The organism is Lamprobacter modestohalophilus, from assembly GCF_016583905.1.
GTDB classification, from domain to species: Bacteria; Pseudomonadota; Gammaproteobacteria; order Chromatiales; family Chromatiaceae; genus Lamprobacter; species Lamprobacter modestohalophilus.
Window position 1 is genome coordinate 47,359 of the sequence record NZ_NRRY01000020.1, and the last position, 22,786, is coordinate 70,144.

Here is a 22,786-nt window from a genome sequence, read left to right on the forward strand (position 1 = left end):
CATCAGCGACCTGAGTCGTCCAAATGATCCGAGCAGCGTTTGAGCCCGCGGCTTACAACCGGTAGCAATTGATGTCAGCCGCATACGCCAAGCCGTGGTCAGCCCGACCGCCTTCTAGCGCCAGGCTGAACAGTGTCTTCAGTGCCGCATTGCGCTGCACTGGTTTGCCGGTGAAATAGTTGTGGGCATTGTCGACGGCCGCGGCCTGCGTGACGTCGATGTAACGGGCATTCCGCGCGGTCAGGTTCTTCAGGTGGTGTCCGAGGCGCGGCCCTTGCTCATCGCCCGGCTTGCGCCGTGACCACTGCAGCGCAAAGTCGTTCTCATTGATCATGATGAAGAGCCGATTGCGCGTCTGCAGTTGCTCGACCCAGGCCTGATGCTCAGCATTGTTGGCATCGGCGGCGACCAGGGAGATGTTATCGAAGATCAACTGCTTGGATGCTGCCTGGGTGGGGCGCAGCGCATACTTCAGCAGGTAGTTGCCCATGCTGTGGCAGAGCATGCTCAGGTTGACCTTGCAGTCGTCGTGCAACAGTTCCGCGAAACGCTCCTGCGCGGCGGACGGATTCTCGCGATGCTCGCCATCGGCCTGCGTCCACAAGTCGTTCTTGCGTGCTTCGGTCAATTTCAGGTGGAAGAAATGCAGCTTGTCGAGGAATCGGTTCAAGGCATCCATGGAGGCGCGGGCGTCCTGCTTATCGTTCAGATAGGCGGTGGTGCCGCTGACCAGGCCGCCGCCATTGGCTGGCCAGCTGAAGGGCAGCACGATGACACCGTAGAGCTGCTCGATGTCCTCGGCCGTCTTCACGACATCGATCATGTCGTTGTTGTAGCCGTGCACATAGACCAGCAGGTGGCGCTGTTGCTGGGTCGCCTGTTGCATGAGTTGGCAGGCAACCCGCAGGCTGCCGTGCCGAACCTGGCGCTCGTCGATGTCGAGCCGGAAGGTCCGCTTCAGCATCCGGGCCTCCTTCAGGGTCAGCTCATCGGGGACAGGCTCTGCCAGATAGCCGTCGCCCTGTTTGGTGATTTCGACGATACGCAGCTCGTTCGGACCCTTTGGGTTCGGCCGGGAGCCGAAGAGGTCGAGACCAGGGTAGCGCTTTGGGTTCTTGAGCTCGCGATTGGTGACGACAAACATGATCAACATCCTCCACGACGGGTTGCTGAAACGAAGTGCAGTCGATGCGGAGTGTGGCTGGAAGCTAGTGCGATGAGCGACACGTGAGTGACGCGAAAGTGACGCGAAAGTGACGCGAAAGTGACGCGCACTAGATGCTGAGCAGCCGCGCGGCCGTCTCGCTTGAGATGCAGTCTAGCTGAGGCCATCGGCAATGCCACACCCGCAAGGTCTCGCCCAAGCCGCAGATCTTGCGCATCAGACTCCTGACGTAAACTGCCTGGCAACTGAATCGGTCCAAGCATCTGCAGTTGATCCGGCGCTCGCTCAGCTCAGGCGCGGGTTAAACCTCTAGATCAGGATTAACCTCAAGCCCAGGATTAACCTCCAGATCAGGAGGGGGCCGCTCCTCGTTGGACTCGGAGCTTGGGGCAGATTGCGATAGCGGGCTTCGCGCAAGGAGTGCGACCAACAAGAGCGCGATGATGCCGATCCAGAGCCCGCCGGCAACCGGCCAGCGTCGCAGTGCGTCCTCACCGTCGGTGTCGGGCCGCTTGAAGATCCGCTCGAATCTGCCGATCGCGGCCTGATTGATGCGGTGCTGTAAGGCGTCGATGGGTTGCCAGAGCTGCCGCCACAGGCTGACAACAATCCGGCCGACTGGCCGCGCCAGCACCAGGAGGTCGCCGGCGGGGATCAGCCCGATCACTGGCGACAGCCAGGCCGGATTGCGCCAGGCGCCGATCGCGACCAGCCCCGCGAAGCTGATGCCCAAGCTGATGGTCAGCCAATCGCCCAGCCAGCTTGCGGGCTTGCCGAGCGCGAACGGGAACAGGATCACCAGCGCGAGCAACAGCGACCAAGCGATTCCAGGCCAGAGCAGGCCGGGCTGCGGATGGCGTTTGCTGCGTAGGCCGACCACCCAGAGAAAGCGTGCCATGAGCAAGATCGTGCCCAGCGTGGCAACGGTGACCGCGGCAGCAACCCAGGGCCATTCGGCGCCCGCTAAGATCGGCTTCAGGGCATACTTCGCAACCGCGCCACTGGTGAAGGGCGCACCGGCCAAGGCCAGCGCAAGGATGATCAAGCCGCCGAGCACCAGCGGCTGAATGAAGCCAGGTTGGCCTGGCGCCTGCTTGCGCAGCCCAACGCCGAGGAACAGGCCGCCCTTCGCGAGCCCGTGCTGGGCGGCGTAGAGGCTGATGGCGGCGACACCGACTGGCGCCAAGCCTGGCTCCATCAGCACCAGCCCCAGACAAAGCATCAACAGACCCATCTTGCTGATGCTGGAGTAGGCCAGGATCACCTTGGGGTCTGATTGCACCACGCCAATCGGTAGCGCATAGAACAGCGTGAGCACGCCACCAGCAGCCACCAGCGCACCCCATTCGGGCAGGGCGATGGCGCCAACCGGCAAGAAGCGCAGCCAGCCAAGGATCGCGACCTTGATCATGGCGCCGCTGAGCACCGCGCTCGCGGGGATCGGAGCGGCTGGATGCGCCAGTGGCAGCCAGAGGTGCAGTGGCACCAGCCCGGCCTTGACGCCAAGCCCGACCAGCGCCAGCGCGATGGGCAGGCCGGTGAGTTGGGTCAGATCCTCGGGCGAGGGCTCGGTCGTGCCGGTCTGCTGCGCAATCATCACCAGTGCAGCAAACAGGCTTACCTCACCGAGCAGCGCCATCACCAGGTAGACCTTGCCGGCGCGCAGCGCTAACGGGCTGCCATCGTGGACCACCAGCCCATAGGCGGCGAGGCCCATCATGGCAAAGCCGGCATAGAAGCTGAACAGATCCTGGCCGACGATGAGCCAGAAGTTACCGGCCATGGTGAGCAGAAACACGGCGTGAAAGCGCCCGACATGCGGGGTGCCGCGAAAGGCGAAGGCGGCATAGATCCCGGCGGCCAGCCAGAGGATCGCCGTGAACAGCAGGTAGACTTGTGCGGTTGCATCCAGCCCGAGGGCGGTGCCAAGGAACAGCCAGGGCAGCTCTAGCCGGGCGCCAACGCTCAGGGTCAGGGCGGCGACCAGGGCTGGCAGCGGGCCGAGCATCGGCAAGGTCCAGCGCCAGCGCTCGGTTGCCGCTCGGTTGCCCGTGTGGATGCCTGGATGAGTGCTTGGGCGAGTGCTTGGGTGAGTGCCTGGCTGAGTGCCCAATGGGGAGCTGTTTCGACTGACTCGCCCCGGTGACTGCCAGCGTCCACCTTGGAATGCCGTCGGCCATGCCAAGAGCAACGGCCAGACCCAAGCGAGGAGGAGCAGCCAGAGTGTCATCGAGTCAGCCTCGCGCCTGCAGGACCACAGGCCGCTGAGTCCGCGAGCGCCGCGACGGGCAGCAGCACCAGGATGCGCCGGCGACAGGCCCGACCCAAGCGCAGACTACGAGCAAGAGCCAGGGCGTCATCCGGTTGGACCCAGGCTCGAGGCGTCAGGCACTGCTGATCCCGCCAGCATGGCGATCAGCAGCAGAACGAGGATGCCGATCCAGAGTGCGCCGGCGACAGGCCAGGCCCTGAGTCCGCGTTCGGGATCAGCTGCAGCTGCGCCAAAGAAGCGCTCAAAAAGGGCGACTGCCCGTTGCTGAACCTGCTGTTGCACGCTCAGCCAGGGCCGGTAGAGGACAGCGCCGATGCGTAACGCCAGGGTCTGGGCTGGCCTTACAAGGACCAGCAGGTCGCCGGCGGGAATCAGGCCGATCAGTGGTTTCAGCCAACCAGGATTGGCCCAGGCGGCGAGCGCGACCAGAGTACCCAGGACGACCCCAATGCCGACTGGGATGCTGTTCGTCGGCCAGCTCGATGGCTTGCCAAGCGCAAACGGGAAGATCAACACCAGCAGGACGATGCCGGCCCAGGCGAGCATTGACCATCCGCGTGGCTGAGGTGTGCGGTTGGTCGCTGACATAACGGCGATCCACAGAAAGCGTGCCATCAGCAGGGTCGTCGCGACGGCCGCGACGGCAAGCGCCGCTGGCAGCCAGGGCCAGGGCGAATCGGCAATCACCGGTTTCATCAGATATTTGGTCACGGCGCCGCTGGTGAATGGAGCACTCGCCATGGCCAGCGCGAGCACGGCCAGGCCGATGAGGACTCCAGCGGCGAGCCAGGTCTTTTGTGCGCCGTCTTGCCGCAAGCCGATGCCGAGGAAGAGCCCGCCCTTGACCAGTGCATGATGGGCGGCAAACAGCGTCAGCGCGACCATCCCCGCCGGCGCCAGCGAGGGCTCGATCAGCATCAATCCCAGCAGCAGCACCGCGAGACCCATCTTGCTGATACTGGAATAGCCGAGGAGCGTCTTGGCGTCGGCTTGCACGAGTCCGATCGGCAGCGCATAGAATAGCGAGATCAGGCCCAGCACCGCGATCACTGTGCCCGCCTCGGGCAGGGCGGAGGTGCCGAGCGGCAGAAACCGCAGCCAGCCCAGCAGCGCCACCTTGATCATCGCGCCGCCGAGCACCGCACTCGCCGGGGTCGGCGCGGCGGCATAGGCGGTTGGTAGCCATAGATGCAGCGGAACCAGGCCGGCCTTGACCCCGAGGCCGATGATGATAAAGGTAACCGCGACCGTATCGAGGCTCGCGAGATCCGCCGTGGTTGGAACCGCGGTGCCGGTCTGTTGTGCGATCAGTAGCATGGCGACGAAGAGGCAGACCTCGCCGATGAGGGTCATCACCAGATAGACGCGGCCGGCCCGCAGTGCCTCGGTGCGGGCGTCATGGATGATCAGCCCATAGCAGGCCAGCCCCATCAGGGCGAATCCCGCGTAGAAGCTGAACAGATCCTGGCCCAGGATGAGCCACAGATTACCGGCCATCGCCAACAGATAGAGGGCATGAAACCGCCGCGCGCGCTCGGGCGTGCGGATGCTCTGAGCGGCGTAGAGGCCGGCGGCCAGCCAGAGGATGGCGGTGAACAGCAGGAAGACGCGGCTGGTGCCGTCGAGGCCGAGCTGGGTGCCCAAGAAGAGCCAGGGCAGGCTCAGCTCCGCTCCCACCGGAACCATCAACGCCGCAGCCAGGGCTGGTAGTGCCGCAATCACCACCAAGCTCGCGCGCCAGGTCGGCAACGCCTCGCCGGTGGCTGCTCGCCCCCAGCTCTGGCCGGGACGACGCGTGAGTACCGGCAGATAGGTCAGTGCCAGAAGCAGCGGCCAGATCCAGGCGAGTAGTAGCCAGTCCATCATCTTATGGCCTCAGGGCTGGTACTCGCGCCGGGCGATCAGTGTCGCCCACTCGAGCGGACTGAAGGGCGCTGCGGCCAGCAGTCCAGCGATGATGCATAGGGCAGCGGTAATGACCGGTGGCCAGAGCAGGGCGCCCATGGTCTCGAAACGGCTGTCGAAGACGTGCTCATTGGGCCACTCCTGCGGCGGGTCGCGAAACCACGCCTTATAGAGTATCGGGAGAAAGTAGGCCGCGTTGAGCAGCGTACTCGCCGCGAGGATCAGCAGGACCCAGTGCTCGCCAGCCTCGACCGCACCCAGACCGAGATACCATTTGCTGACGAAGCCCGCGATCGGCGGGATACCAATCATGCCGAGTGCACCGACAGAGAAGGCGAGCGTGGTCCAGGGCATGCGGCGGCCGACGCCATCCATCTGGCTGACCTTGTGCACGCCCAGGGTCTCGGCATAGTTACCAGCGCAGAAGAACAGCGTGATCTTCATGATGCCCTGATGCACGAGATGGACCATGCCGCCGATGGTGGCGACGGGACCGAGGATCGAGGCACCCAGAGCGATATAGGACACCTGGCTGACGGTCGAGTAGGCGAGCCGCTTCTTCAATCCATCTTGGGTCAGCGCCATGACTGAGCCGTAGACGATGGTGAACGAGGCCATGATGCCGAGGATGGTCAAGAGCCCGAGCTGGGAGGCAAACTCGACGCCGTAGACATCATAGACGACGCGCACGATGCCAAAGGCGCCGGCCTTGACCACGGCGACAGCGTGCAGCAATGAGCTCACCGGTGCCGGCGCCACCATCGACTGTGGCAGCCATCCGTGAAACGGAAAAAGCGCCGCCTTGACACCAAGACCCACCAGCAGAAACAGGAAGATCGCGATCAATTGCGGATGCAGCGCCTCCGGCATCGCCGCCAGAACACCGCCTTCGACGAAGTCGACCGGTCCGGTCAGCGAGCGCAGCCAAACCGCGCCGATCAACAGCGCGACGCCGCCAGCCATGGTGTAGGCGAGATAGATCTTGGCGCCGCGGGTCGCGTCCGGTGTGCCGCGATGCGCGACCAGGGGATAGGTTGCCAGGGTGAGGATCTCGTAGAAGATCACGAAGGTCAGCAGATTACCGGCCAGCGCGATACCGACAGTGGCCGAGACGCAGAGGCTGAAGAAGCCGAAGAACCGGCTGCGGTTCGGCGAATGCTCCAGGTAGCCGATGGCGTAAATGGTTGTGACCAGCCAAAGGACCGTGGAGAGCGTGACGAAGAGCACCGAGAGCGCATCGGCGTGCAGCACCAGATCGAGCCCGGGTGCGATGGTGACGCGACTCTCGAAGACCACGCCGAGAAAGACGCCCCAAATCAGCACCGCCACCAGCACGAGCTTAATGATCGCCCCAGCCATGTTGAGCACGCCGCGCAGCACATGGCTTTCCTCCCTGAGCAGAAAGATCAAGGCGCCAGGGACCAGCGAACTCAGTAGGATGGCGGCCGGAAGCAGGGTGGTCCAGGTCAACAGCTGACTCATATCTGCACTCCTTCGAAGCCAAGCAGTGACCAGATTGGTCCAGCGGCGAGTCCGAGCAGGGCGACTGAGGCCAGAGCCAGCAGCAGCGCTGGGATCTCGGCGCGGGCGTCAGTGATAAAACACTGCGGCGTCGGCTCCTGGCCGAAGGCGCGGCTGAGCACCCGAAAGATGTAGGCGGCAGCGAGCAAGGTGCCTAGGGCGATGACGATCAGCCACCACCATTGTCCGGTCTCTAACGCACTTTGCATCAGCACCCACTTGGCGATAAAGCTGCCGCTCGGCGGCAGGCCGATCAATGCCGAGCCGGCTAGGGCGATGCTGAAGGTCGTCGCAGGCATGCTCTGTGCTGCCCCGCCGAGTTCATCGATGCGGTCGTGTCCTGCCTTCTTCTGCACCAGTCCGGCGGCGAGAAAGAAACCGGCCTTGGCGAAGCCATGGGTCACTGCCATCAGCACGCAAGCGGCAAACAGGTCGTCCCGCGCCGGGCCCGGCGGCAAGGCTTGCAGTAATGGGAAGAACAGAAACAGATAGCCGATCTGGGCCACCGTCGAGTAAGCGGCCAGCAACTTGAGGCGCTCTGCCCGCAAGGCTCGCCAGGAGCCCCAGAGGATCGCGCCCGCCCCCAGCGCGCCGAGAATGAACGCGGCGCCCGCATCGGTGATGGTCGCAAACAGGTCGGTCCAAAGCCGCAAGATCAGGTAGAAGGCGGCCTTGACCACCAACGCCGAGAGTGCAGCGCTGACCGGCGCTGGGGCATTCGCGTGCGCCGGCGGTAGCCAGAAGTGCAGCGGGAAGAGGGCCGCTTTGAGAGCCAGTCCAGCCGTCATCAGTACCAATGAGGTGGAGACCAGCGCTGAGGGCTCGACACGCTCGCTGAGGAGGCCGATGTCGAGCGTGCCATAGGCGGTGTAGATCAGCGCAACGCCGAGGAGGTAGGTGATTGAGCCGAGCAGGCCAACCAGCAGATAGCGCAGATTCGCCGAGACGGCATCGCGGCTGCCAGTCAGTGCACCCAGGGCCGCCGCACTGAGGCCGAGCAGCTCGAGCATCACGTAAAGATTGAATAGGTCGGCGGCCAAGAAGACGCCGTTCAACGCGGTCCAGAGCAGGAGCCAAAGCGGCCAGAAGTGCAGACCGCGCTCACTCCCGGAAAAGTAGCCGAGCGCGTAGACACTGATACCGAGGCCGACCAAGCTGCTCATGGCGAGCAGTGCCGCCGAGAGGCCATCGGCCGACAGGCCGATTCCAAGCGGCAGTCCCCAGCCGCCGAGCACAATGCTGAGGTCACCACTGACCCACACCAGGCCAGTCAGCCAGAGGCCGCTCATGGCCGTCAGCGCCGCAGTCAGCACGCCGAGCAAGGGTGCGATGCGAGGCAGCGCGGTCGCGAGTAGGGCGCCAAGCAGCGGTAACGCGATCGGCAGGATCAAGCTGTCGGTCGTCATCGTTGGCGGCTCATGGATGGGTTGCGCCTTTGCTGGAAGGCTCAGTGGAGAGGGCTGGCTGCATGTGGATGCGCGGCCCTGGGCTGGGTGAGCTTGCTGGTTCTGGCTCGTTCTCGCCTTGCTCGAGGCGGCTGTTCAGCGCTAGCGCTAACGCGGTTGCGCTCACGGCGACGACGATACCTGTTAACACCAAGGCATGTGGCACCGGGTCGGGCGGCAACGCATCGCCACGGTGGGCGATGGCAATGAACACATGGAAGACGCCGGCGCCCATGATATTGAGTGCGATGAGCTTGCGCAGCAGCGGCGCATGCACGAGCAGCGACCAGAGCCCGAGTGCGAACAGCAGGATGCCCGCACCGCCATAGAGAAACTGCGCGATCATCGATCTGCCTCCGCGCTCGCTGAGGTCACCAAGGGTGGCGGTGGAGGCGCAGTGGGCTGCGGGCGACCGCCGACATAGGCAGCGGCCAGGGTGACACCGATGGCCAGGGTCGCGGCGGTCTCGATGAGCAGGATGAGCCACTTCGCCTGGCCTGGCGGATAGGTCAGGAAACCATAGCCGGTGAACGCGAGCAGCAGGCCGGTCAGCGTGAAGACACCAGCGCCGAGCACGACCAGCCAACGTTGCCAGGTCTCGCTTGGCAGGCCGGCGTTGGCATGTCCGGCGAGGCGCATGATGACGCCAGCGGCGCCGAGCAGCGCACCCGCCTGAAAGGCGCCACCCGGGGCGTGGCCGCCGACCCACAACAGATAGCCACCGGTGAGGATCGCGAGCGGGACCACCCAGTCGACCATCGCCGCCAAGGCGGGGCCAGCACGTTGAAAACCGGGCCTCGGTGGCCCCAGCGACCAGATGCCGAGCAGCGCGGCCAGTAGCACACCGAGCTCGAGCAGCGTGTCGTAGGCGCGGTAATTGAGCAGCACGGCGGTGACCGGGTTGCTGACGCCGGTCTCAGGGAGTCGCTCCATCGCGAGCGAAGCCAGGCGCTGGCCGGGGTCGAGTGCCAGCGTGCTGTGAAACACCCATAGCAAGACCACCGCCAGCAGCGCCACCAAGATGCCGATCAACAGGGAGAGGTCTCGATTCATGAAGGCTCCCCGCGATCGCTCGTCTGCTGCCGAGCGGCGCGTCGCGCGGCCGCCAACATCAGCGCGCCGCCGATACCCGCACCGATCGCGGCCTCGGCGAGCGCGACATCAGGAGCGCCGAGCCGGGCCCAGACCAGCGACAGCCAGAGTCCGAAGGCGATAAACAGCATCACCGCGCGACGCGGATCGCTGCTCAAGATGGCCGCTAACGCCAGCGCCAGAAGGGTGATCAACAGAACCGCGTCGAAGAGGAGCAGTATCAGGTCCATGGTTGGCCTCGCTTGGCGTCACTCAGTGGATGTCTTCGCCATCGCCGCGCAGGGCGCGTTTGGCGATCAGATGCGCGCCAGTCGCGCCACCGATGAGCACCAGCACCCAGAGCAGGAACAACTTGACAGCATAGAAGGCATCGGGCGCGTGCGGCAGTAACGCGAGCAGGATCAAGCCGAGTCCGAGGTTGTCGGCCTTCGTCAGTGCATGCAGGCGGGTAAAGATGTCGGGCAGGCGCAGTATGCCAACGGTTCCAGCGATATAGAAGAAGATACCGGCTAGCGCGAGCAGCACCGAGACGATGTTGATGGTCAAGGCGATCGTGGGTTCATCCATGGCTGGATACTCTCTGCTGTGGGCGGCGTGTTGCGAGATGGCTCAGCGCGATGCCGGAGCCGGCTGCAACCTGCTTGGGGTGTTGACCAGCGCAGCTCGCATCGCGTTTAGGCTTGGTCCTGGCCGACGCGGCGTCGAGTGAAGGCGGCCACCGACACCGCAGCGAGCAGCGCGAAGATCAGCCCGACATCGATCAGCGCCGGGATACCGAGGGCCGTCGAGAGCAGCATCAGGACGCCAATGCCGGAGGTGCCGAGGAGCTGGGCCGCCATCATACGGTCTGCGGGTGTCGGGCCGATCACGATCCGCACCAGACCGACTGCCATCGTGATCAGCAGCACCAGCGCAAGTGCGAGAAAGAACGCGACCATCGTCATGCGCCGTCCTCCTCCAGCGTCTGACCAAAGACTCGGCCGACGAGTCGCTCTAGGCGTTGCAGTTCAGGCACGAGATCGGAGCCGATGTCGAGCGCGTGCACCTCGATGACGCCATCGCGCATATCGGCACTCAGGGTGCCAGGGAGCAGGCTGATGCTATCCAGGAACAGCACACGGGCCCCAGGATGATCGAGACGCGGCCGATAAGATTGAAAACCTGGGTTGATCCGGACCCTAGGCCGCAGCACGCGCGATGCGACATCAATGCCGCCACGGATTGACTCGACCACGAAAAAGGGTAGGAATCTGAGCAGTCCACCCAGCCTGAGTGCCGATTGTGTCGGCTGCGCGCTGGCTAGCCGAAGCGAACTCAGGGTAGCGAACAAAACGGTTGGCAGACCGATGATCCAGCTGCTTGGGTCGCTGCCGGCGATCACCAGCCACAGCGCGGTGAAGAGGATCAGCCGTGGCAAAAAGCGGAGCAGGCGTGCGCTCAATGCAGGGCTGTTAGCGCCTTTGCGAGCGCCTTGTTCGTTTCGGATCGGAGGCCTTGCTATCATTTTGGTCTCAACCCCGTTCCTAAACGGTGATCTTCCGCCAGTCCGCCGAAGTTAAGCCATCTGCGGACTGTTTTCAATCCCGTTCGCGCTTCCAGTGATCCTTTTGGGCTTAAACTCGTGATCTTCGCCCCGGGGCCGGCGCCTAAAATCGATGGCGAATCACTGCATCAAAGGCGTCGACGGACGGGCCGCGTTGAACATCCGTAGCGAACTTTGGTGCAAAGCCGGTATACCATAGGGGCTTTACCCCTTTTCTCCTCCAGACGATGCCGAGGTAACTGACATGACAGAAGAGAAAATACCTGAAACGCCCGAGTCGGGCGACAAGTTGGGCGACAAGTTGGGCGACAAGTCGGGCGACAAATCCGGCGACAAGCAGGGGAGCGCCGTACGCAGTACGCTGCTAACCGTCGTCATTCTGGCTGCAATTGCTATTGTCGGCCTCGGGCTCTACTGGTCGGTGCAGCCGAAGCCCTTCAGCGTCACTGAGAATGTGGTTGAGCTGGCAGGCGCCGATGCGATCTCAGGCGGCGATGAGCCGAGCTCGACCGTTCCTGGCGTCGCCGTGGTCTCATCGATCATCCGCGTCGCCAGCACGCTCCTGGATAAGCCGGGTGGCTTCTTGCGCAACGACATGACCCCTCCGGGCGTGCTGATCGACAATATGCCGAATTGGGAATACGGGCTGCTGACCGAGGTTCGGGACTCCGTCCGCTCGTTGCGCAACGATTTCAGCCGCTCACAGACCCAGTCGATCGAGAATCAGTATCTCATGAAGGCTGATTCGGACTTCAACTTCAGCGCCGAGGCCTGGCTAATCCCCTCTGCGGAAGAGATGTACAAGGACGGTGTTGCGATGCTGACGGAGTATCTGCAGGACCTGAAGTCGAATCGTGACCCGAGCGCGCGCTTTTACACCCGTGCGGACAATCTGCGCGCCTACCTGCAGGTCGTCGAGAAGCGCCTCGGCAGCTATGGCCAGCGGCTCGCGGCCAGCGTTGGCGATCCTGAGCTGACAGCAGCCTTTGAAGCTCAAGGTGCTGTGGAAGAGGCTCCAGCTGAGTCGTCGACAGGGATCAGACCCCTGATGGCCGAAGCCACACCCTGGACCCAGGTCGACGATGTGTTCTACGAGGCCCGCGGTTACAGTTGGGCGCTCTACCACATGATGAATGCGATCCAGATCGACTTCCGCGATGTGCTGAAGCAGAAGAACGCTGAGGTGTCGATGCAGCAGATCATCCGCGACCTCGAGATGGCCATCGTGCGCAAGTACAGTCCAATGGTGCTGAACGGCCATGGCTTTGGCGTGCTGGCAAACCACTCCCTGGTGCTTGCGTCTTATCTTGGGCGTGCCAATGCGGCGGTGATCGATCTGCGCGTGCTGTTGGAGCGTGGCTGAATCAAGCCCATAAAAAAGGGGCGTTGCCGCCCCCTAACATCAATCAACGGGCTGACCAGGAGTTGGCCAGCCCATTGCGATCAGCTTTTGCCGAAGCTGTCGGCAACGATGTTGTTGTACCAGCTATAGGCGTATGCGACCTCGCGCTTGAGTGCGAACTCAGGCGCATCGGCGGGCGTCACGCCACCAGAGCCTTCCACGCTAGCAATGCTCGAGCCATCCTCACTGAGTCGGTAGACGGCGGCAACCGAAATGCCATAGTCTTTGCCGACAATGGAGTAGCAGGTGTTGACGTAAGAAGCGATGCCCGGCTCCTTGTCGTTGAGCAGGGCGATGACTGCGGCTGCGGCGACCTTGGCTTGGCTGTTCGCCGAATAACCCGATTTTGGCATGCTGGTCGCGATGCAGGCATCACCGATGACATGGATGCCCTCGTGCAGCGTCGACTCGAAGGTCTTCATGTCGACCGGACACCAGCCACTGTCATCAGCAAGGCCGGCATCAAGTGCGATCTGGCCCGCAGCCTGCGGTGGAATGATATTGATGACCGCGCCTTTGACCTCGTCGCCGAAGCTGGTTTCGACCGTCATGGCGTCCGCATCGACGGCAACCACGGCGGAGTCAGGACCTGGCAGCCATTCGATCAGCGCGTTCTCGGTGCCGAAGCCATAGAGCTTCTCCCAGCCCTGGGTGAACAGACCCTGCTTCGAAAAGACCTGTTTGGTGTCGAGGATCATCACCTTCGACTTCGGCTTGTTGTCCTTCAGGTACATCGCGATCTGACTCGCGCGCTCGTAAGGCCCTGGCGGGCAGCGGAAGGGGTTGGCGGGTGCTGAGATGAGCACCACGCCGCCATCGTCCATGGCCTCGAGCTGGCTGCGCAGGATGCGGGTCTGATCGCCGGCCTTCCAGGCATGCGGCAGCTTCTCAGCGACCTCGGCGCTGTAGCCCTCGATCTTGTCGTAGAGCATCGAGACGCCAGGGGCGACGATCGCGCGGTCATAGGCAAGCTCCTGCCCACCCGCGGTCTTCACCACCTTCTTTTCGGGATCGATGGCAGTCGCCTTGTCGAAGACGACATTAATGCCGAGCGCTTTGAGGCCATCGTAGCCGACCTGGATCGACTCGATCTTGCGTGCGCCGCCGATGACCTCGTTGCTCATGTAGCAGGTGTAATAGGTTTCGTTCGGCTCGACGATGGTGACCTCGATGCTCTCGTCGGCCATCTTGAGGTAACGGGCTGCGGTGGCGCCACCGGTGCCGCCACCAACGATGACAACCTTCTTCCCCTGAGCACGGGCGATGTGCGGAAATCCGAACGCACTGACGGCCGCGACAGCGCCAGTGGTCTTGACGAAGTCTCGTCTATTCATAGTCATCTGCACTCACTCCTGCTTGTAGTCTTGCTGGCTGGCGTAGTAGGCGTAGAGGGCATCCAGTGACTTGTCACCCTGTTCCTCGAGCATCTGCTCAAGCTTGCGGCCCATCTTCTTAGGCAGCATCCGGCGCTCTTCCATGAAGTCTTCCATCGCGAACTGGAGGTAGGGGGTCCATTGGCCGGCGAGGATGATGTAATCCTCGACATCGGCAAGCGCCTTGCCACCTTCTTCGTGACAGTTCGAACAGAACTTCTCGTGATAAGCCTCGCCGTCGGCAACCAAAGACTCATCGTAGGCCTGCTTGACCGGAACAAATGGCTGTTCTTTCAGGTAATCGCCCATCTGAACAAGCTCGTCTTCGCTGTATCCGCGCGCGATCCGACCCATGATGGTCGAGTAGGTGTCGCCGTTTTGGAACGCGATCATCATGTCAACGAACACCAGTGGGTCCATGCCGGCGATACTTGGCGAGGCGGGGCCGACGCTATTGCCGTTGGTGCCGTGGCAGCCAGCGCAGGTGTCGACCAGCATCTTTCCACTGGCGATCTCTGCGGCAAAGGCACCGGACGACAGGCCGAGGGCAAGCGCCCCGCCTGCAAGAGCCAGCTTTAGTGATTTCTTGGCCATGCTTCCTCCTGTGGGGATTTGCGAGCGTGGGTCCGGAGTGATGCTCCGTCCCGGTATGCACAGACGCGGCCCCTGGTCGCCGCGTCTCGCGCATGGGGTTCGAGGCGAGCCGGTTGTTCTGTCATGGCTGCCTCATGAAATCGATTGCCTCTGCGTTATCGCTGGCACGTGCAAGGTCGGCGGCGGTGTGGCCCTGCGCATCGGTCAGCGCTGGGTTGGCCTGATGCTCGAGCAACGGGCGAATCATCGCGTTGTGATGGCTGCTCACGGCCTCCATCAGCGCCGAGGTGCCGTCGTTGTCTTGGAGGTTTGGATCGGCGCCGTGCGCTAACAGCATGTTTGTGATCTCGCCAAAGCCGTGGCTGACTGACCACATCAGGGCGGTTGCGCCCAGCTCGTCGCGGGCGTTTAGGTCGGCACCGAGCCCGATCAGCGTCTTCACCACCTCAGGATGTCCGTTGTCGGCAGCGATAATCAGCGCTGTGGCGCCCTCATTGTCACGCGCATCGATCGCGGCGCCATGCTTCGCCAGCAGGGCGACAACCTCTGGATAGCCCTTAGCGGCGGCTTGCATCAGCGCGGTGCGCCCGTCCTTATCGGCGGCCTTGGGATCGGCGCCGCGAAACAGCAGTTGCTCGACGATCTCGCGCAGACCGTAGCGGGCGCTGATCATCAGCGCATCCCAGCCAGCGCGGGTGCGATCGTGGACATGGGCGCCGCGCTCGATGAGCAGGGCGCTGATACCATAGTGGCCATTCTCGGCAGCGAAGGTGAGCGCGCTGCAGCCAGCAACCGTGCGGGCATTGACATCAGCGCCGCGCGACAGCAGCAGTGCGACGGTATCCAGGTTGCCACCCTCAACCGCGTCCATGAGTGCGGTCTTGCCAAAGGTACTGCCGGAGTTGACATCGGCACCCTGGTCGAGGAGCCCTGCCACGGTCTCGGTATCACCGATCATCGCTGCCAGCCGCATCTCGCGATCGAGATCGGCATCGCTGGCGAAGGCTGGCACAGCCATGATCAAGAGGCTAACGAAGGCCAGTAAAAACGAGCGCCTAGTATTCCGCCTAGTATTCATCGTCGGTTGCCTCGCTGCAGATGACCGTCCACTCGATGACCGTCCACTCGATGACTGTCCACTTCTTAGTCATCACGGGGTGGTAGTGGCTCGTAGTGAGCGATGCCTTTATGGCAATCGATGCACGTCTTGCCGCGCTCCTCGGCACTCGCATGGCGGCTGCGCGCCGAGCGACCTTGCTCAGAGAGGTCCATGTCTTCGTAGTCGTGGCAGCTGCGGCACTCACGGGAGTCAGTTCGCTCCATCTTCGCCCAGACCCGAGAGGCCATGTCCCAGCGATGGGCTTCGTACTTTTCCGGGGTATCGATGGTGCCTGCGATCTCGTGATAGACATCCTTCACCGCGACGACCTTGGCAATCATCTTAGGCGCAAAGGGTTTAGGCACGTGGCAGTCGGCGCAGGTGGTCTGGACGCCGGATTGATTCTTGTAGTGCAGACTCTCTTTATATTCTTCGTAGGGGATCTGCAGGGAGTGGCAGGAGACGCAAAACTCCATCTCGTTGGTATAGGCGATCCCTGCATTGAACAGGGCGGCAAAGCCGATGCCGGCAATAAATAGGACGCTGACGAGCAGAACTCCCACGCGCTGACCGCGCTTTTGGGGGCTTCCAGCGTCCTGCCCTTTGGAGTTAGGCATGACAACCCTCGCGACAATGGTAATCGTGTGGCCTGAAGAGCCAGGCTGAGTCAGCCCGGATCAGCTAGCTTGGTTTAGGCCCGTGGAGCCGGTCTCATGATGAGCCGAGTCCGTTATCGTTGCTTTTCTAGAGGTGGATACTACGGTAACGCCCCGAGTATTGCCAAGTGGTTGCGTCAGCCTGGTTCTGGCCGTCTTGGCTTCGGAGCATCATGGCTGAAACATCGGCCTATTGCGATTGTGGCGAATGCCAGAGCCTGAGCGCGTTGCGCAGTCCTGCACGCTCGAACTGCAAGCGCGAGATACCTTGTCGTCGGATCGTCTCGAGCATATGGTCGATCTGCTGTTCGGCCTTGAGCCAATCGTCGGTGGCGCTGCCAGAGCCGAATCCTCGATGTTCGGCGAGATAATAGGCGGCAACCGCGATCATCTCGCTGCGCTCGTCGGCGGTCGCGACCATCGGCGCGTGATCTTGTTTGTCGTCGGTCATCTGGCCCTGTGCACCCAGGTACGGCTGCGGGATACGGGAGTTTGAGGCCGGATTATGCCAGCCTAGAGAGTCGCATCGGGCAATCACGGATGATGTATATCAAGCTGGCGCGGTACTATGGAGGATACATCATGATTGATCTTAATCGCCCGAGAAGAGGACCGTTCAGATGACCGATCAGAAGCCGTCGCTGTCGCAGCGGCTGCAACCACTGTTGCAGCGGCTAAAACCGCTGATGCAACAAGCCAAGCGATTGTCCGCAAGGGGCTGGGTCTTGGCGCGCCACTGGTTTGGTATTGCCGCGCGCGAGACCTGGATTGTGCTGAAGCGGTTGCCGATTGCGTCCTACAGCTTTGCTCGGGCCATGGCCGATGCCAACTACGCACACCGACTCACCGATCTCTACATCGACGGCGCATCGAGCCTTTCCGCTGCTGCTGCCGCGAAGCAGCCCGCGCCCGCGCCGCAGCCGGTGGCTGTGTTGCAGGATGCGGGTCCGGATTCAGCGCTGGTGCTGCTCTCGCTGCTGCAGAAGGAGGGTCGGTTCCTCGACTTCCTGCAAGAGGAGGTCTCGAGCTACGGGGATCACGAGGTGGGTGCTGCGGCGCGCGTGGTGCACGAAGGTTGCCAACGCGTCCTCAACGATCACCTCAGCATCGCCCCGGTGCGTACTGAGGCCGAGGGCAGCACGGTGACCCTGAACAAGGGTTTTGATCCTGCTGCCGAGCGGCCGACGGGCCAGGTGGTGGGCGAGCCGCCGTTCACCGGCGCCTTGGTCCACCGTGGCTGGCGCGCCGTTGAGGTGCGTCTGCCGCAGGTGGCAAGTAGTCATGACGTGAGAATCCTGGCACCTGCGGAGGTGGAGCTGTGAGTGCACGCTATGCCATCGGGATCGATCTCGGGACCACGCACTCGGCGTTGTCCTATGTGGAGACGGCGAAATGCGAGGGCGAGGAGGTCGATCAGAGCATCCTCAGGATTCCTCAGCTGACTGCGGCTGGCTCGGTCGAAGACCGCCCGCTGCTGCCGTCCTTCCTCTACCTGCCGCATCCGGACGAGCACAAGCCCGGCGACCTGACCTTACCCTGGGGAGGCGATCCAACGCGGCTGATCGGTGAGCACGCGCGTCGCCAAGGGCTGACGACGCCGATCCGCCTGGTGTCGAGCGCCAAGAGCTGGCTCTGCCATCCGGACGTCGATCGCAAGGCGGCGATCTTACCGCCCGAAGTCCCGGCCGATGTGCCCCAGATCTCGCCGTTCGAGGCCAGCGTGCTCTATCTGAGCCATCTGCGCGAGGCCTGGAACGGGGTGCATCCTTACGATCCGCTCGCCGAGCAGGACGTGACCGTTACCGTACCGGCCTCGTTCGATCCCGCCGCGCGCGAGCTCACCGCCGAGGCCGCCAAGGCGGTCGGTATCGAGAACCTAGTGCTGCTCGAGGAGCCGCAGGCGGCGCTCTACAGCTGGGTCAACGACAGCGTCGGGCGTTGGCGCCACGATGTGAAGGTCGGCGATATCATCCTGGTGATCGATCTCGGTGGCGGCACCTCAGACTTCTCACTGATCGCGGTGACTGAGCAGGACGGGGCGCTGGAGCTGACCCGTGTCGCGGTCGGCGAGCATATCCTGCTCGGCGGCGACAACATGGACCTCACCCTGGCGCATGTCGTCAGGCAGAAGCTCAAGCAGACGGGGGTCGAACTCGACCGTTGGCAACTGCAGGCCCTGACCCACGGCTGCCGTGTCGCCAAGGAGGCCCTGTTGGCCGATGCTGAGTTGGCCTCGGTGCCGATCGTGGTGCCCAGTCGCGGCGCGAAGCTGATCGGCGGCTCGATTCGCACTGAGCTGACCCGAGACGAGGTCGCGACGACCCTGATCAACGGCTTCTTCCCCGAGGTCTCGGTCGAGGAGCGACCCGCCCAGCGTGCCCGTGGCGCCTTGACCAAGGTTGGGTTGCCGTTTGCCCAAGACCCGGCCGTGACGCGACATCTGGCCGCCTTTTTGAGCAAGCAGGCGGGCGCGACCGAAGACCTCGAAGGCTTTGTTGAGCATCCGCACTGGGCGAGCTTTCTGCATCCCACCGCGGTGCTGTTCAACGGTGGCGTCTTCAACGCCCAAGTCTTGCGCGATCGCGTGCTGCAGGTGCTCAATCAGTGGCTAGCGGCCGAGGACGCGCCACCGGCGCGGCTGCTGGAGGCGCACGATATGGATCTGGCGGTGGCGCGGGGCGCGGCCTTCTATGCCTACGCGCGCAATCATGGCGGCGTCCGTATCCGGGGTGGCACCTCACACTCTTACTATGTGGGTATCGAGCGTAGCATGCCCGCCATCCCCGGCATGGAGCCGGAGCTGCATGCGCTCTGCGTGGTGCCCTTTGGGCTGGAAGAGGGCAGCGAGCCGGTGATGCCGCCGCAGGAATTTGGTCTGGTGGTGGGTGAGCCGGTCCGGTTCCGCTTCTTCGGCTCGAGCGTCCGCCGCGAGGATCAGGTCGGCGATCTGCTCGAGGAATGGTCGGACGATGAGCTGGAGGAGATGGAAGAGATCCAGACCAATCTGCCCGCCGACAAGCTCAAGCGCAGTGAGGTGGTTCCGGTGCGGCTGCGGGCCGCGGTGTCTGAGGTCGGGACCTTGGAGCTGACCGCCATCCCGACCCACCAGGCCAAGTCCGACGCCGGGGCGTCGGACTGGAAGGTCTCCTTCAATACGCGGGGTTCTAGCAGCGAGGTTGAGGGCGCCTAACCCGATCCGCTCGAGATTCTGCAGCGATCTCGGCTGCTTCAACGATTGAGTCGTCGTCTGTGATGCCGACGGCAGACGAGCCGCTTGATGAGCGTCGGCAGCTTCCTGCTGGACGATGGGCCGCTGTGCCAGACCGGCTTTCGCCGCGGGCTCTGGTGTGGGGCTGGCGGTCATGATGAGGGCAGCGACCATGATAGGGATGTCGATCGGGAACTCGACCTCGCGCAGGTCACCGAGGATCTCAGCGCGAGCTGGATGCGTGGCGGCGAGCCCCTGCACCCAAGCTGCGGGGTGACCCTGCCGGATGCCGACAAGCCCGGCGCCTACAGTTGGTGCAAGGCGCCAGGCCTGGCGGGCCAGCCGGTCGAGGTCGGTGCCATCGCTCGCCAACAGATCGACGGTCATCCCCTGATCCGCGATCTGGTGTCGCAGGCCAGCACCAATGTGCAGAATCGTGTCTTCGCTCGACTGCTGATCGCAATGGAGGCATGGGTCCGCGCCCTGCGTCCCGGCGAACCCTTCTGTGAGCCGACGCAACTGCCGGATGAGGGCGAGTCTGTTGGCCTCACCGAAGCCGCCCGTGGCAGCCTCGGCCACTGGCTCCAAGTCCGCCATGGGCGCATCCTCAACTATCAGATCATCGCCCCAACCACCTGGAACTTCTCACCGCGCGACGCCCAGGGTATCCCCGGCCCACTTGAGCAAGCTTTAGTTGGCGCGCCGATCCGACCCGGCGAGCAGACGGCGATCGCCGTGCAGCACATCCTGCGCTCGTTCGATCCGTGCATGGTCTGTACGGTGCACTGACTGGGGGAACCTCCGGCGACGCGTTAGTATGGCGGTTTAGCGAGCGGACAGGACTTGACCGGTGATCATTGGCCAACCTGGACCGAATCGCGCCTTGGCGATCATTCGCCAATCTGGACTCGACCGCTCTGAGTTCGACATGGAGCCATGATGGCGACCACCGAGACCAACAACACCGACCTCGCCCGCGCCGAAATCCTCTGGAAATCCGCCGACACCCTGCGCGGCCAGATCGACGCCGCCGAATATAAGCACGTCGTCCTCGGCTTACTCTTCCTGAAGTACATCCTCCTGAAGTACATCTCCGACTCCTTCGAGGCCCGCTGCGACGAGCTTGAGGCTAAGTCGACAGGCTCGCGCTGGTCGCCGTCAGGCGCACCCGACCGGGAGCACACGCCATGCGTTACCTGAATCTCGATCATCTGCGCCGCTGCATCGAGACCCTGCAGCAGTCGTTGCGGCTGTACCAAAGCGCCGAGCCCGACAGCATCGAGCAGGAGGTGTATCGCAACGCGATCGTCAAGGGTTATGAACTGACGCAGGAAATCGCCTTCAAGCTGCTCAAGAAGGCCCTGAAGGCGTTCGGTCACGGCGCCCGAAAGCTCGAATCCACGCCCATCAAGGACATTCTCCGCCTCGCCGCGGTGCATGACCTGCTGACCTTGGAGGAGGTCGAGCGCTGGTTTCGGTATCGCGATAATCGCAACGATACCGCCCACGATTATGGCGAGGCCTTCGCCAGGGAGACACTGACGCTGATCCCCGGATTCCTAGAGGATGTCTCGCGGCTGGCGGATCGGTTGGACGCCAAGCTCGGCAAGGATGCGACATGAGCAGCGACTCCGACCGCCCGGCTCTGCATCTGCCCGCGCGTTACCTGGCGATCGTTAAGGACATCCTGCGTCGCTACCTGCCTCACGCTGAGGTCTGGGCCTACGGCAGCCGCGTCAACGGCGACCATTACGACGCCAGCGATCTGGATCTGGTCGTGCGCCAGCCCGATGACCTCACCCGCCGGCAGCCCGACCTGGATGAGATCGCCGCCGCTTTCTCTGACAGCGATCTGCCGATCCTGGTCCAGATCGTCGATTGGGCGCGCATCCCCGATGCCTTTCGGGAGGAGATTGAAGCGGGGTATATGGTTCTGCAGCGGGTAGATAGCTCGACGCTCTCCCCACCCGCGTCGTCGACTCCGACATCGGCCCCGTGCCGGAGCAGTGGGAGGTGACGGCGCTATGTTTGGCGAAGCCGGGCTATCCGCTGATCACCTATCACCTGGCGGTGGATGAGCACGACGGCGCACCGCTGGTCAACCAAGGCGCGCCGACCCAGCCGCTGAAAGGCGGACGCTCCGCATGAGGGCTTCGCATCTCGAGTTGTTGGTCGAGGAGCCTAAGCGCAATGGGTCACGAAGTTTTTTGCCGTTTTCGGGATGCATTGCTGGAGGCGGTCGCTTGACCGTCCCTTGCACTGCGCATTGCGCTGAGTAAAATTACTCAATGTATAGCGTAAAAAAAGAGAGCGACTACCAACGCCCCCAGGCAGCCGAACTGGCCCGAAGGCTGGCAGAGCCTCGGCGTCATTTGCAGGTGGTGACCGGTGCTCGCCAGGTCGGTAAGACCACGCTGGTGCAGCAGGTGACCGAGAAGTTGCAGCGCCCGATCCGCTTTGTCAGTGCCGATGAGCCGACGCTTCGCGATGGTGCTTGGCTGCGTCAGCAGTGGGAGGCGGCGCGGTTGGAAACCGGCGCCGATGGCGGATTGCTGGTGATCGACGAGGTGCAAAAGGTCGAGCAGTGGTCGGAATCCGTCAAACACCTGTGGGACGAGGACACGCGCCGCCGTCGGCCATTGCAGGTGGTGCTGCTGGGCTCGTCACCGTTGCTGATCGGGCGCGGGCTCACCGAGAGCCTTGCCGGTCGCTTCGAGACCCTGCATCTGCCGCACTGGTCGTTAGACGAAATGCGCGCGGCCTTTGATTTCTCGCTTGAGGACTATCTGTATTTCGGCGGTTACCCTGGCGCCGCGCCTCTGGTTGCGGAACCCGCACGCTGGCGGCGCTATGTGCTGGATTCGCTTGTGGAAACCAGCATCTCGCGTGACGTGCTGCTACTGACCCGCGTGGACAAGCCCGCACTGCTGCGTCGTCTGTTTGAGCTCGGCTGCCGCTACTCCGGACAGGCCCTGTCCTTCACCAAGATGCTTGGCCAGTTGCAGGATGCCGGTAATACGACCACGCTGGCCCACTATCTCGATCTACTTGCGGCGGCGGGGATGCTGACTGGCCTGCAGAAGTTTGCCGGCCAGGTCGTGCGCCAGCGCGCGTCTAGTCCCAAGCTGCAAGTTCTGAACAACGCTCTGATGACTGCGGTGGCTGGGCTGTCTCCCGAAGAGGCCCGAGCCGACCCGTCCTTCTATGGCCGGTTGGTGGAATCGGCGGTCGGCGCGCACTTGGCCAACGCCGCCCAGCGCGGCGACTGCGAGTTGTTCTACTGGCGCGAAAAGAATCGGGAAGTCGACTTCGTGGTTCGCGACGGCAAGCGTCTGCTGGCGATCGAGGTAAAGAGCGGCCGCAGGCGCGACGCTCTGCCGGGCATGGCCGCCTTCGTCGAGGCGTTCGCGCCCGATCGCACCATACTGGTGGGCGGAGACGGGATCGAGCTGGAAGCCTTCCTATCGCGCCCGGTGATGGAATGGTTGCAGCCATGAGCCCTTCGCAGCCG

25 protein-coding genes are annotated in these 22,786 nt (G+C 63.3%); 9 read left to right on the forward strand and 16 right to left on the reverse strand.

Translation table 11 applies throughout. From position 1 onward, the window contains the following. Positions 1-52: 52 nt before the first annotated feature. The 11 genes from CKO42_RS13090 to CKO42_RS13140 all read right to left on the reverse strand — a co-directional run bounded on the left by CKO42_RS13090 (position 53) and on the right by CKO42_RS13140 (position 10,841). Positions 53-1,144, reverse strand: a complete 1,092-nt coding sequence (locus CKO42_RS13090) for an alpha/beta hydrolase (protein ID WP_200244658.1) — start codon at positions 1,142-1,144, stop codon at positions 53-55. Positions 1,145-1,466: 322 nt separating this feature from the next. After that, positions 1,467-3,395 carry a complex I subunit 5 family protein gene (locus CKO42_RS13095; RefSeq protein ID WP_242479363.1) on the reverse strand — a complete coding sequence of 643 codons (1,929 nt, stop codon included), beginning with the start codon at positions 3,393-3,395 and terminating at the stop codon, positions 1,467-1,469. Between the two features lie 126 nt (positions 3,396-3,521). Continuing rightward, positions 3,522-5,303, reverse strand: coding sequence for a complex I subunit 5 family protein (locus CKO42_RS13100; protein WP_200244659.1), 1,782 nt, complete (start codon positions 5,301-5,303; stop codon positions 3,522-3,524). A gap of 9 nt (positions 5,304-5,312) precedes the next feature. Continuing rightward, positions 5,313-6,824, reverse strand: a complete 1,512-nt coding sequence (locus CKO42_RS13105; RefSeq protein WP_200244660.1) for a complex I subunit 5 family protein — start codon at positions 6,822-6,824, stop codon at positions 5,313-5,315. After that, positions 6,821-8,269 carry a complex I subunit 5 family protein gene (locus tag CKO42_RS13110; protein WP_200244662.1) on the reverse strand — a complete coding sequence of 483 codons (1,449 nt, stop codon included), beginning with the start codon at positions 8,267-8,269 and terminating at the stop codon, positions 6,821-6,823. The genes CKO42_RS13105 and CKO42_RS13110 overlap by 4 nt, the downstream gene beginning before the upstream one ends. Before the next feature lie 10 nt (positions 8,270-8,279). Beyond that, positions 8,280-8,654, reverse strand: a complete 375-nt coding sequence (locus CKO42_RS13115) for a cation:proton antiporter subunit C (RefSeq protein WP_200244664.1) — start codon at positions 8,652-8,654, stop codon at positions 8,280-8,282. Next, complete coding sequence (locus tag CKO42_RS13120; RefSeq protein ID WP_200244666.1) at positions 8,651-9,361, reverse strand: MnhB domain-containing protein; 711 nt, start codon at positions 9,359-9,361, stop codon at positions 8,651-8,653. The genes CKO42_RS13115 and CKO42_RS13120 overlap by 4 nt, the downstream gene beginning before the upstream one ends. Further along, positions 9,358-9,630, reverse strand: coding sequence for a Na(+)/H(+) antiporter subunit B (locus CKO42_RS13125; protein WP_200244667.1), 273 nt, complete (start codon positions 9,628-9,630; stop codon positions 9,358-9,360). The genes CKO42_RS13120 and CKO42_RS13125 overlap by 4 nt, the downstream gene beginning before the upstream one ends. Positions 9,631-9,652: 22 nt before the next feature. Then, positions 9,653-9,946 carry a cation:proton antiporter gene (locus tag CKO42_RS13130; RefSeq protein ID WP_200244745.1) on the reverse strand — a complete coding sequence of 98 codons (294 nt, stop codon included), beginning with the start codon at positions 9,944-9,946 and terminating at the stop codon, positions 9,653-9,655. A gap of 128 nt (positions 9,947-10,074) precedes the next feature. After that, on the reverse strand, positions 10,075-10,344 hold the full coding sequence (locus tag CKO42_RS13135) for an MrpF/PhaF family protein (protein ID WP_338034914.1): 270 nt from the start codon (positions 10,342-10,344) through the stop codon (positions 10,075-10,077). Beyond that, the gene (locus CKO42_RS13140) at positions 10,341-10,841 is read right to left on the reverse strand and encodes a Na+/H+ antiporter subunit E (protein WP_242479364.1); all 501 of its coding nucleotides are present in this window, start codon (positions 10,839-10,841) and stop codon (positions 10,341-10,343) included. Before CKO42_RS13140 ends, CKO42_RS13135 begins: the two co-directional genes overlap by 4 nt. A 346-nt stretch (positions 10,842-11,187) precedes the next feature. On the opposite strand from CKO42_RS13140, the gene CKO42_RS13145 reads away from it, so the two are divergent. Next, positions 11,188-12,306 (forward strand): DUF2333 family protein, encoded by a 1,119-nt coding sequence (locus CKO42_RS13145; protein WP_200244669.1) that lies wholly within the window; start codon positions 11,188-11,190, stop codon positions 12,304-12,306. Positions 12,307-12,386: 80 nt separating this feature from the next. On the opposite strand, the gene CKO42_RS13150 is transcribed toward CKO42_RS13145, so the two are convergent. The 5 genes from CKO42_RS13150 to CKO42_RS13170 form a co-directional block, all read right to left on the reverse strand. Continuing rightward, complete coding sequence (locus CKO42_RS13150; RefSeq protein ID WP_200244672.1) at positions 12,387-13,685, reverse strand: FCSD flavin-binding domain-containing protein; 1,299 nt, start codon at positions 13,683-13,685, stop codon at positions 12,387-12,389. Positions 13,686-13,691: 6 nt separating this feature from the next. Further along, positions 13,692-14,312 (reverse strand): c-type cytochrome, encoded by a 621-nt coding sequence (locus tag CKO42_RS13155; protein WP_200244674.1) that lies wholly within the window; start codon positions 14,310-14,312, stop codon positions 13,692-13,694. A gap of 121 nt (positions 14,313-14,433) precedes the next feature. Beyond that, a complete protein-coding gene (locus CKO42_RS13160) occupies positions 14,434-15,330 on the reverse strand; it encodes an ankyrin repeat domain-containing protein (protein WP_242479365.1) in 897 nt (298 codons plus the stop codon). Positions 15,331-15,455: 125 nt separating this feature from the next. Next, positions 15,456-16,028, reverse strand: a complete 573-nt coding sequence (locus tag CKO42_RS13165; protein WP_200244681.1) for a NapC/NirT family cytochrome c — start codon at positions 16,026-16,028, stop codon at positions 15,456-15,458. 229 nt (positions 16,029-16,257) lie between these two features. Then, entirely contained in the window at positions 16,258-16,518 is a 261-nt protein-coding gene (locus CKO42_RS13170; RefSeq protein ID WP_242479366.1) for a DUF2934 domain-containing protein, read from the reverse strand. 169 nt (positions 16,519-16,687) lie between these two features. Between CKO42_RS13170 and CKO42_RS13175 the strand changes: the two genes are divergently transcribed. The 8 genes from CKO42_RS13175 (at position 16,688) to CKO42_RS13205 (ending at position 22,772) form a co-directional block, all read left to right on the forward strand. Continuing rightward, a complete protein-coding gene (locus tag CKO42_RS13175; protein ID WP_242479367.1) occupies positions 16,688-17,389 on the forward strand; it encodes a DUF2760 domain-containing protein in 702 nt (233 codons plus the stop codon). Further along, the gene (locus tag CKO42_RS13180) at positions 17,386-19,257 is read left to right on the forward strand and encodes an Hsp70 family protein (protein WP_200244684.1); all 1,872 of its coding nucleotides are present in this window, start codon (positions 17,386-17,388) and stop codon (positions 19,255-19,257) included. The genes CKO42_RS13175 and CKO42_RS13180 overlap by 4 nt, the downstream gene beginning before the upstream one ends. Before the next feature lie 87 nt (positions 19,258-19,344). Next, positions 19,345-20,064, forward strand: a complete 720-nt coding sequence (locus CKO42_RS13185; RefSeq protein WP_200244686.1) for a nickel-dependent hydrogenase large subunit — start codon at positions 19,345-19,347, stop codon at positions 20,062-20,064. A 150-nt stretch (positions 20,065-20,214) separates the two neighbouring features. Next, positions 20,215-20,475: a type I restriction-modification system subunit M N-terminal domain-containing protein gene (locus tag CKO42_RS13190; protein ID WP_200244689.1), complete on the forward strand. Its 261-nt coding sequence runs from the start codon at positions 20,215-20,217 to the stop codon at positions 20,473-20,475. Beyond that, positions 20,463-20,897 carry a nucleotidyltransferase substrate binding protein gene (locus CKO42_RS13195; protein ID WP_200244699.1) on the forward strand — a complete coding sequence of 145 codons (435 nt, stop codon included), beginning with the start codon at positions 20,463-20,465 and terminating at the stop codon, positions 20,895-20,897. The genes CKO42_RS13190 and CKO42_RS13195 overlap by 13 nt, the downstream gene beginning before the upstream one ends. Then, positions 20,894-21,292: a nucleotidyltransferase family protein gene (locus CKO42_RS13200; protein WP_200244707.1), complete on the forward strand. Its 399-nt coding sequence runs from the start codon at positions 20,894-20,896 to the stop codon at positions 21,290-21,292. The genes CKO42_RS13195 and CKO42_RS13200 overlap by 4 nt, the downstream gene beginning before the upstream one ends. Then, positions 21,289-21,423, forward strand: coding sequence for a hypothetical protein (locus CKO42_RS27955; RefSeq protein WP_274608915.1), 135 nt, complete (start codon positions 21,289-21,291; stop codon positions 21,421-21,423). Before CKO42_RS13200 ends, CKO42_RS27955 begins: the two co-directional genes overlap by 4 nt. 140 nt (positions 21,424-21,563) lie before the next feature. Continuing rightward, positions 21,564-22,772, forward strand: coding sequence for an ATP-binding protein (locus CKO42_RS13205; protein ID WP_200244708.1), 1,209 nt, complete (start codon positions 21,564-21,566; stop codon positions 22,770-22,772). Positions 22,773-22,786 lie beyond the last annotated feature (14 nt).

Bases quoted from the DNA above. Each gene is read 5' to 3' on its own strand.
- CKO42_RS13175 (WP_242479367.1), top strand. From the start codon at position 16,688: ATGACCGATCAGAAGCCGTCGCTGTCGCAGCGGCTGCAACCACTGTTG.
- CKO42_RS13190 (WP_200244689.1), top strand. From the start codon at position 20,215: ATGGCGACCACCGAGACCAACAACACCGACCTCGCCCGCGCCGAAATC.
- CKO42_RS13200 (WP_200244707.1), top strand. From the start codon at position 20,894: ATGAGCAGCGACTCCGACCGCCCGGCTCTGCATCTGCCCGCGCGTTAC.
- CKO42_RS13165 (WP_200244681.1), bottom strand. From the start codon at position 16,028: ATGCCTAACTCCAAAGGGCAGGACGCTGGAAGCCCCCAAAAGCGCGGT.
- CKO42_RS13195 (WP_200244699.1), top strand. From the start codon at position 20,463: ATGCGTTACCTGAATCTCGATCATCTGCGCCGCTGCATCGAGACCCTG.
- CKO42_RS13110 (WP_200244662.1), bottom strand. From the start codon at position 8,269: ATGACGACCGACAGCTTGATCCTGCCGATCGCGTTACCGCTGCTTGGC.
- CKO42_RS13155 (WP_200244674.1), bottom strand. From the start codon at position 14,312: ATGGCCAAGAAATCACTAAAGCTGGCTCTTGCAGGCGGGGCGCTTGCC.
- CKO42_RS13115 (WP_200244664.1), bottom strand. From the start codon at position 8,654: ATGATCGCGCAGTTTCTCTATGGCGGTGCGGGCATCCTGCTGTTCGCA.
- CKO42_RS13125 (WP_200244667.1), bottom strand. From the start codon at position 9,630: ATGGACCTGATACTGCTCCTCTTCGACGCGGTTCTGTTGATCACCCTT.
- CKO42_RS13120 (WP_200244666.1), bottom strand. From the start codon at position 9,361: ATGAATCGAGACCTCTCCCTGTTGATCGGCATCTTGGTGGCGCTGCTG.
- CKO42_RS13090 (WP_200244658.1), bottom strand. From the start codon at position 1,144: ATGTTTGTCGTCACCAATCGCGAGCTCAAGAACCCAAAGCGCTACCCT.
- CKO42_RS13150 (WP_200244672.1), bottom strand. From the start codon at position 13,685: ATGACTATGAATAGACGAGACTTCGTCAAGACCACTGGCGCTGTCGCG.
- CKO42_RS13185 (WP_200244686.1), top strand. From the start codon at position 19,345: ATGAGCGTCGGCAGCTTCCTGCTGGACGATGGGCCGCTGTGCCAGACC.
- CKO42_RS13160 (WP_242479365.1), bottom strand. From the start codon at position 15,330: ATGGCTGTGCCAGCCTTCGCCAGCGATGCCGATCTCGATCGCGAGATG.
- CKO42_RS13205 (WP_200244708.1), top strand. From the start codon at position 21,564: ATGTATAGCGTAAAAAAAGAGAGCGACTACCAACGCCCCCAGGCAGCC.
- CKO42_RS13145 (WP_200244669.1), top strand. From the start codon at position 11,188: ATGACAGAAGAGAAAATACCTGAAACGCCCGAGTCGGGCGACAAGTTG.
- CKO42_RS13170 (WP_242479366.1), bottom strand. From the start codon at position 16,518: ATGACCGACGACAAACAAGATCACGCGCCGATGGTCGCGACCGCCGAC.
- CKO42_RS13095 (WP_242479363.1), bottom strand. From the start codon at position 3,395: ATGACACTCTGGCTGCTCCTCCTCGCTTGGGTCTGGCCGTTGCTCTTG.
- CKO42_RS13100 (WP_200244659.1), bottom strand. From the start codon at position 5,303: ATGATGGACTGGCTACTACTCGCCTGGATCTGGCCGCTGCTTCTGGCA.
- CKO42_RS13105 (WP_200244660.1), bottom strand. From the start codon at position 6,824: ATGAGTCAGCTGTTGACCTGGACCACCCTGCTTCCGGCCGCCATCCTA.
- CKO42_RS13135 (WP_338034914.1), bottom strand. From the start codon at position 10,344: ATGACGATGGTCGCGTTCTTTCTCGCACTTGCGCTGGTGCTGCTGATC.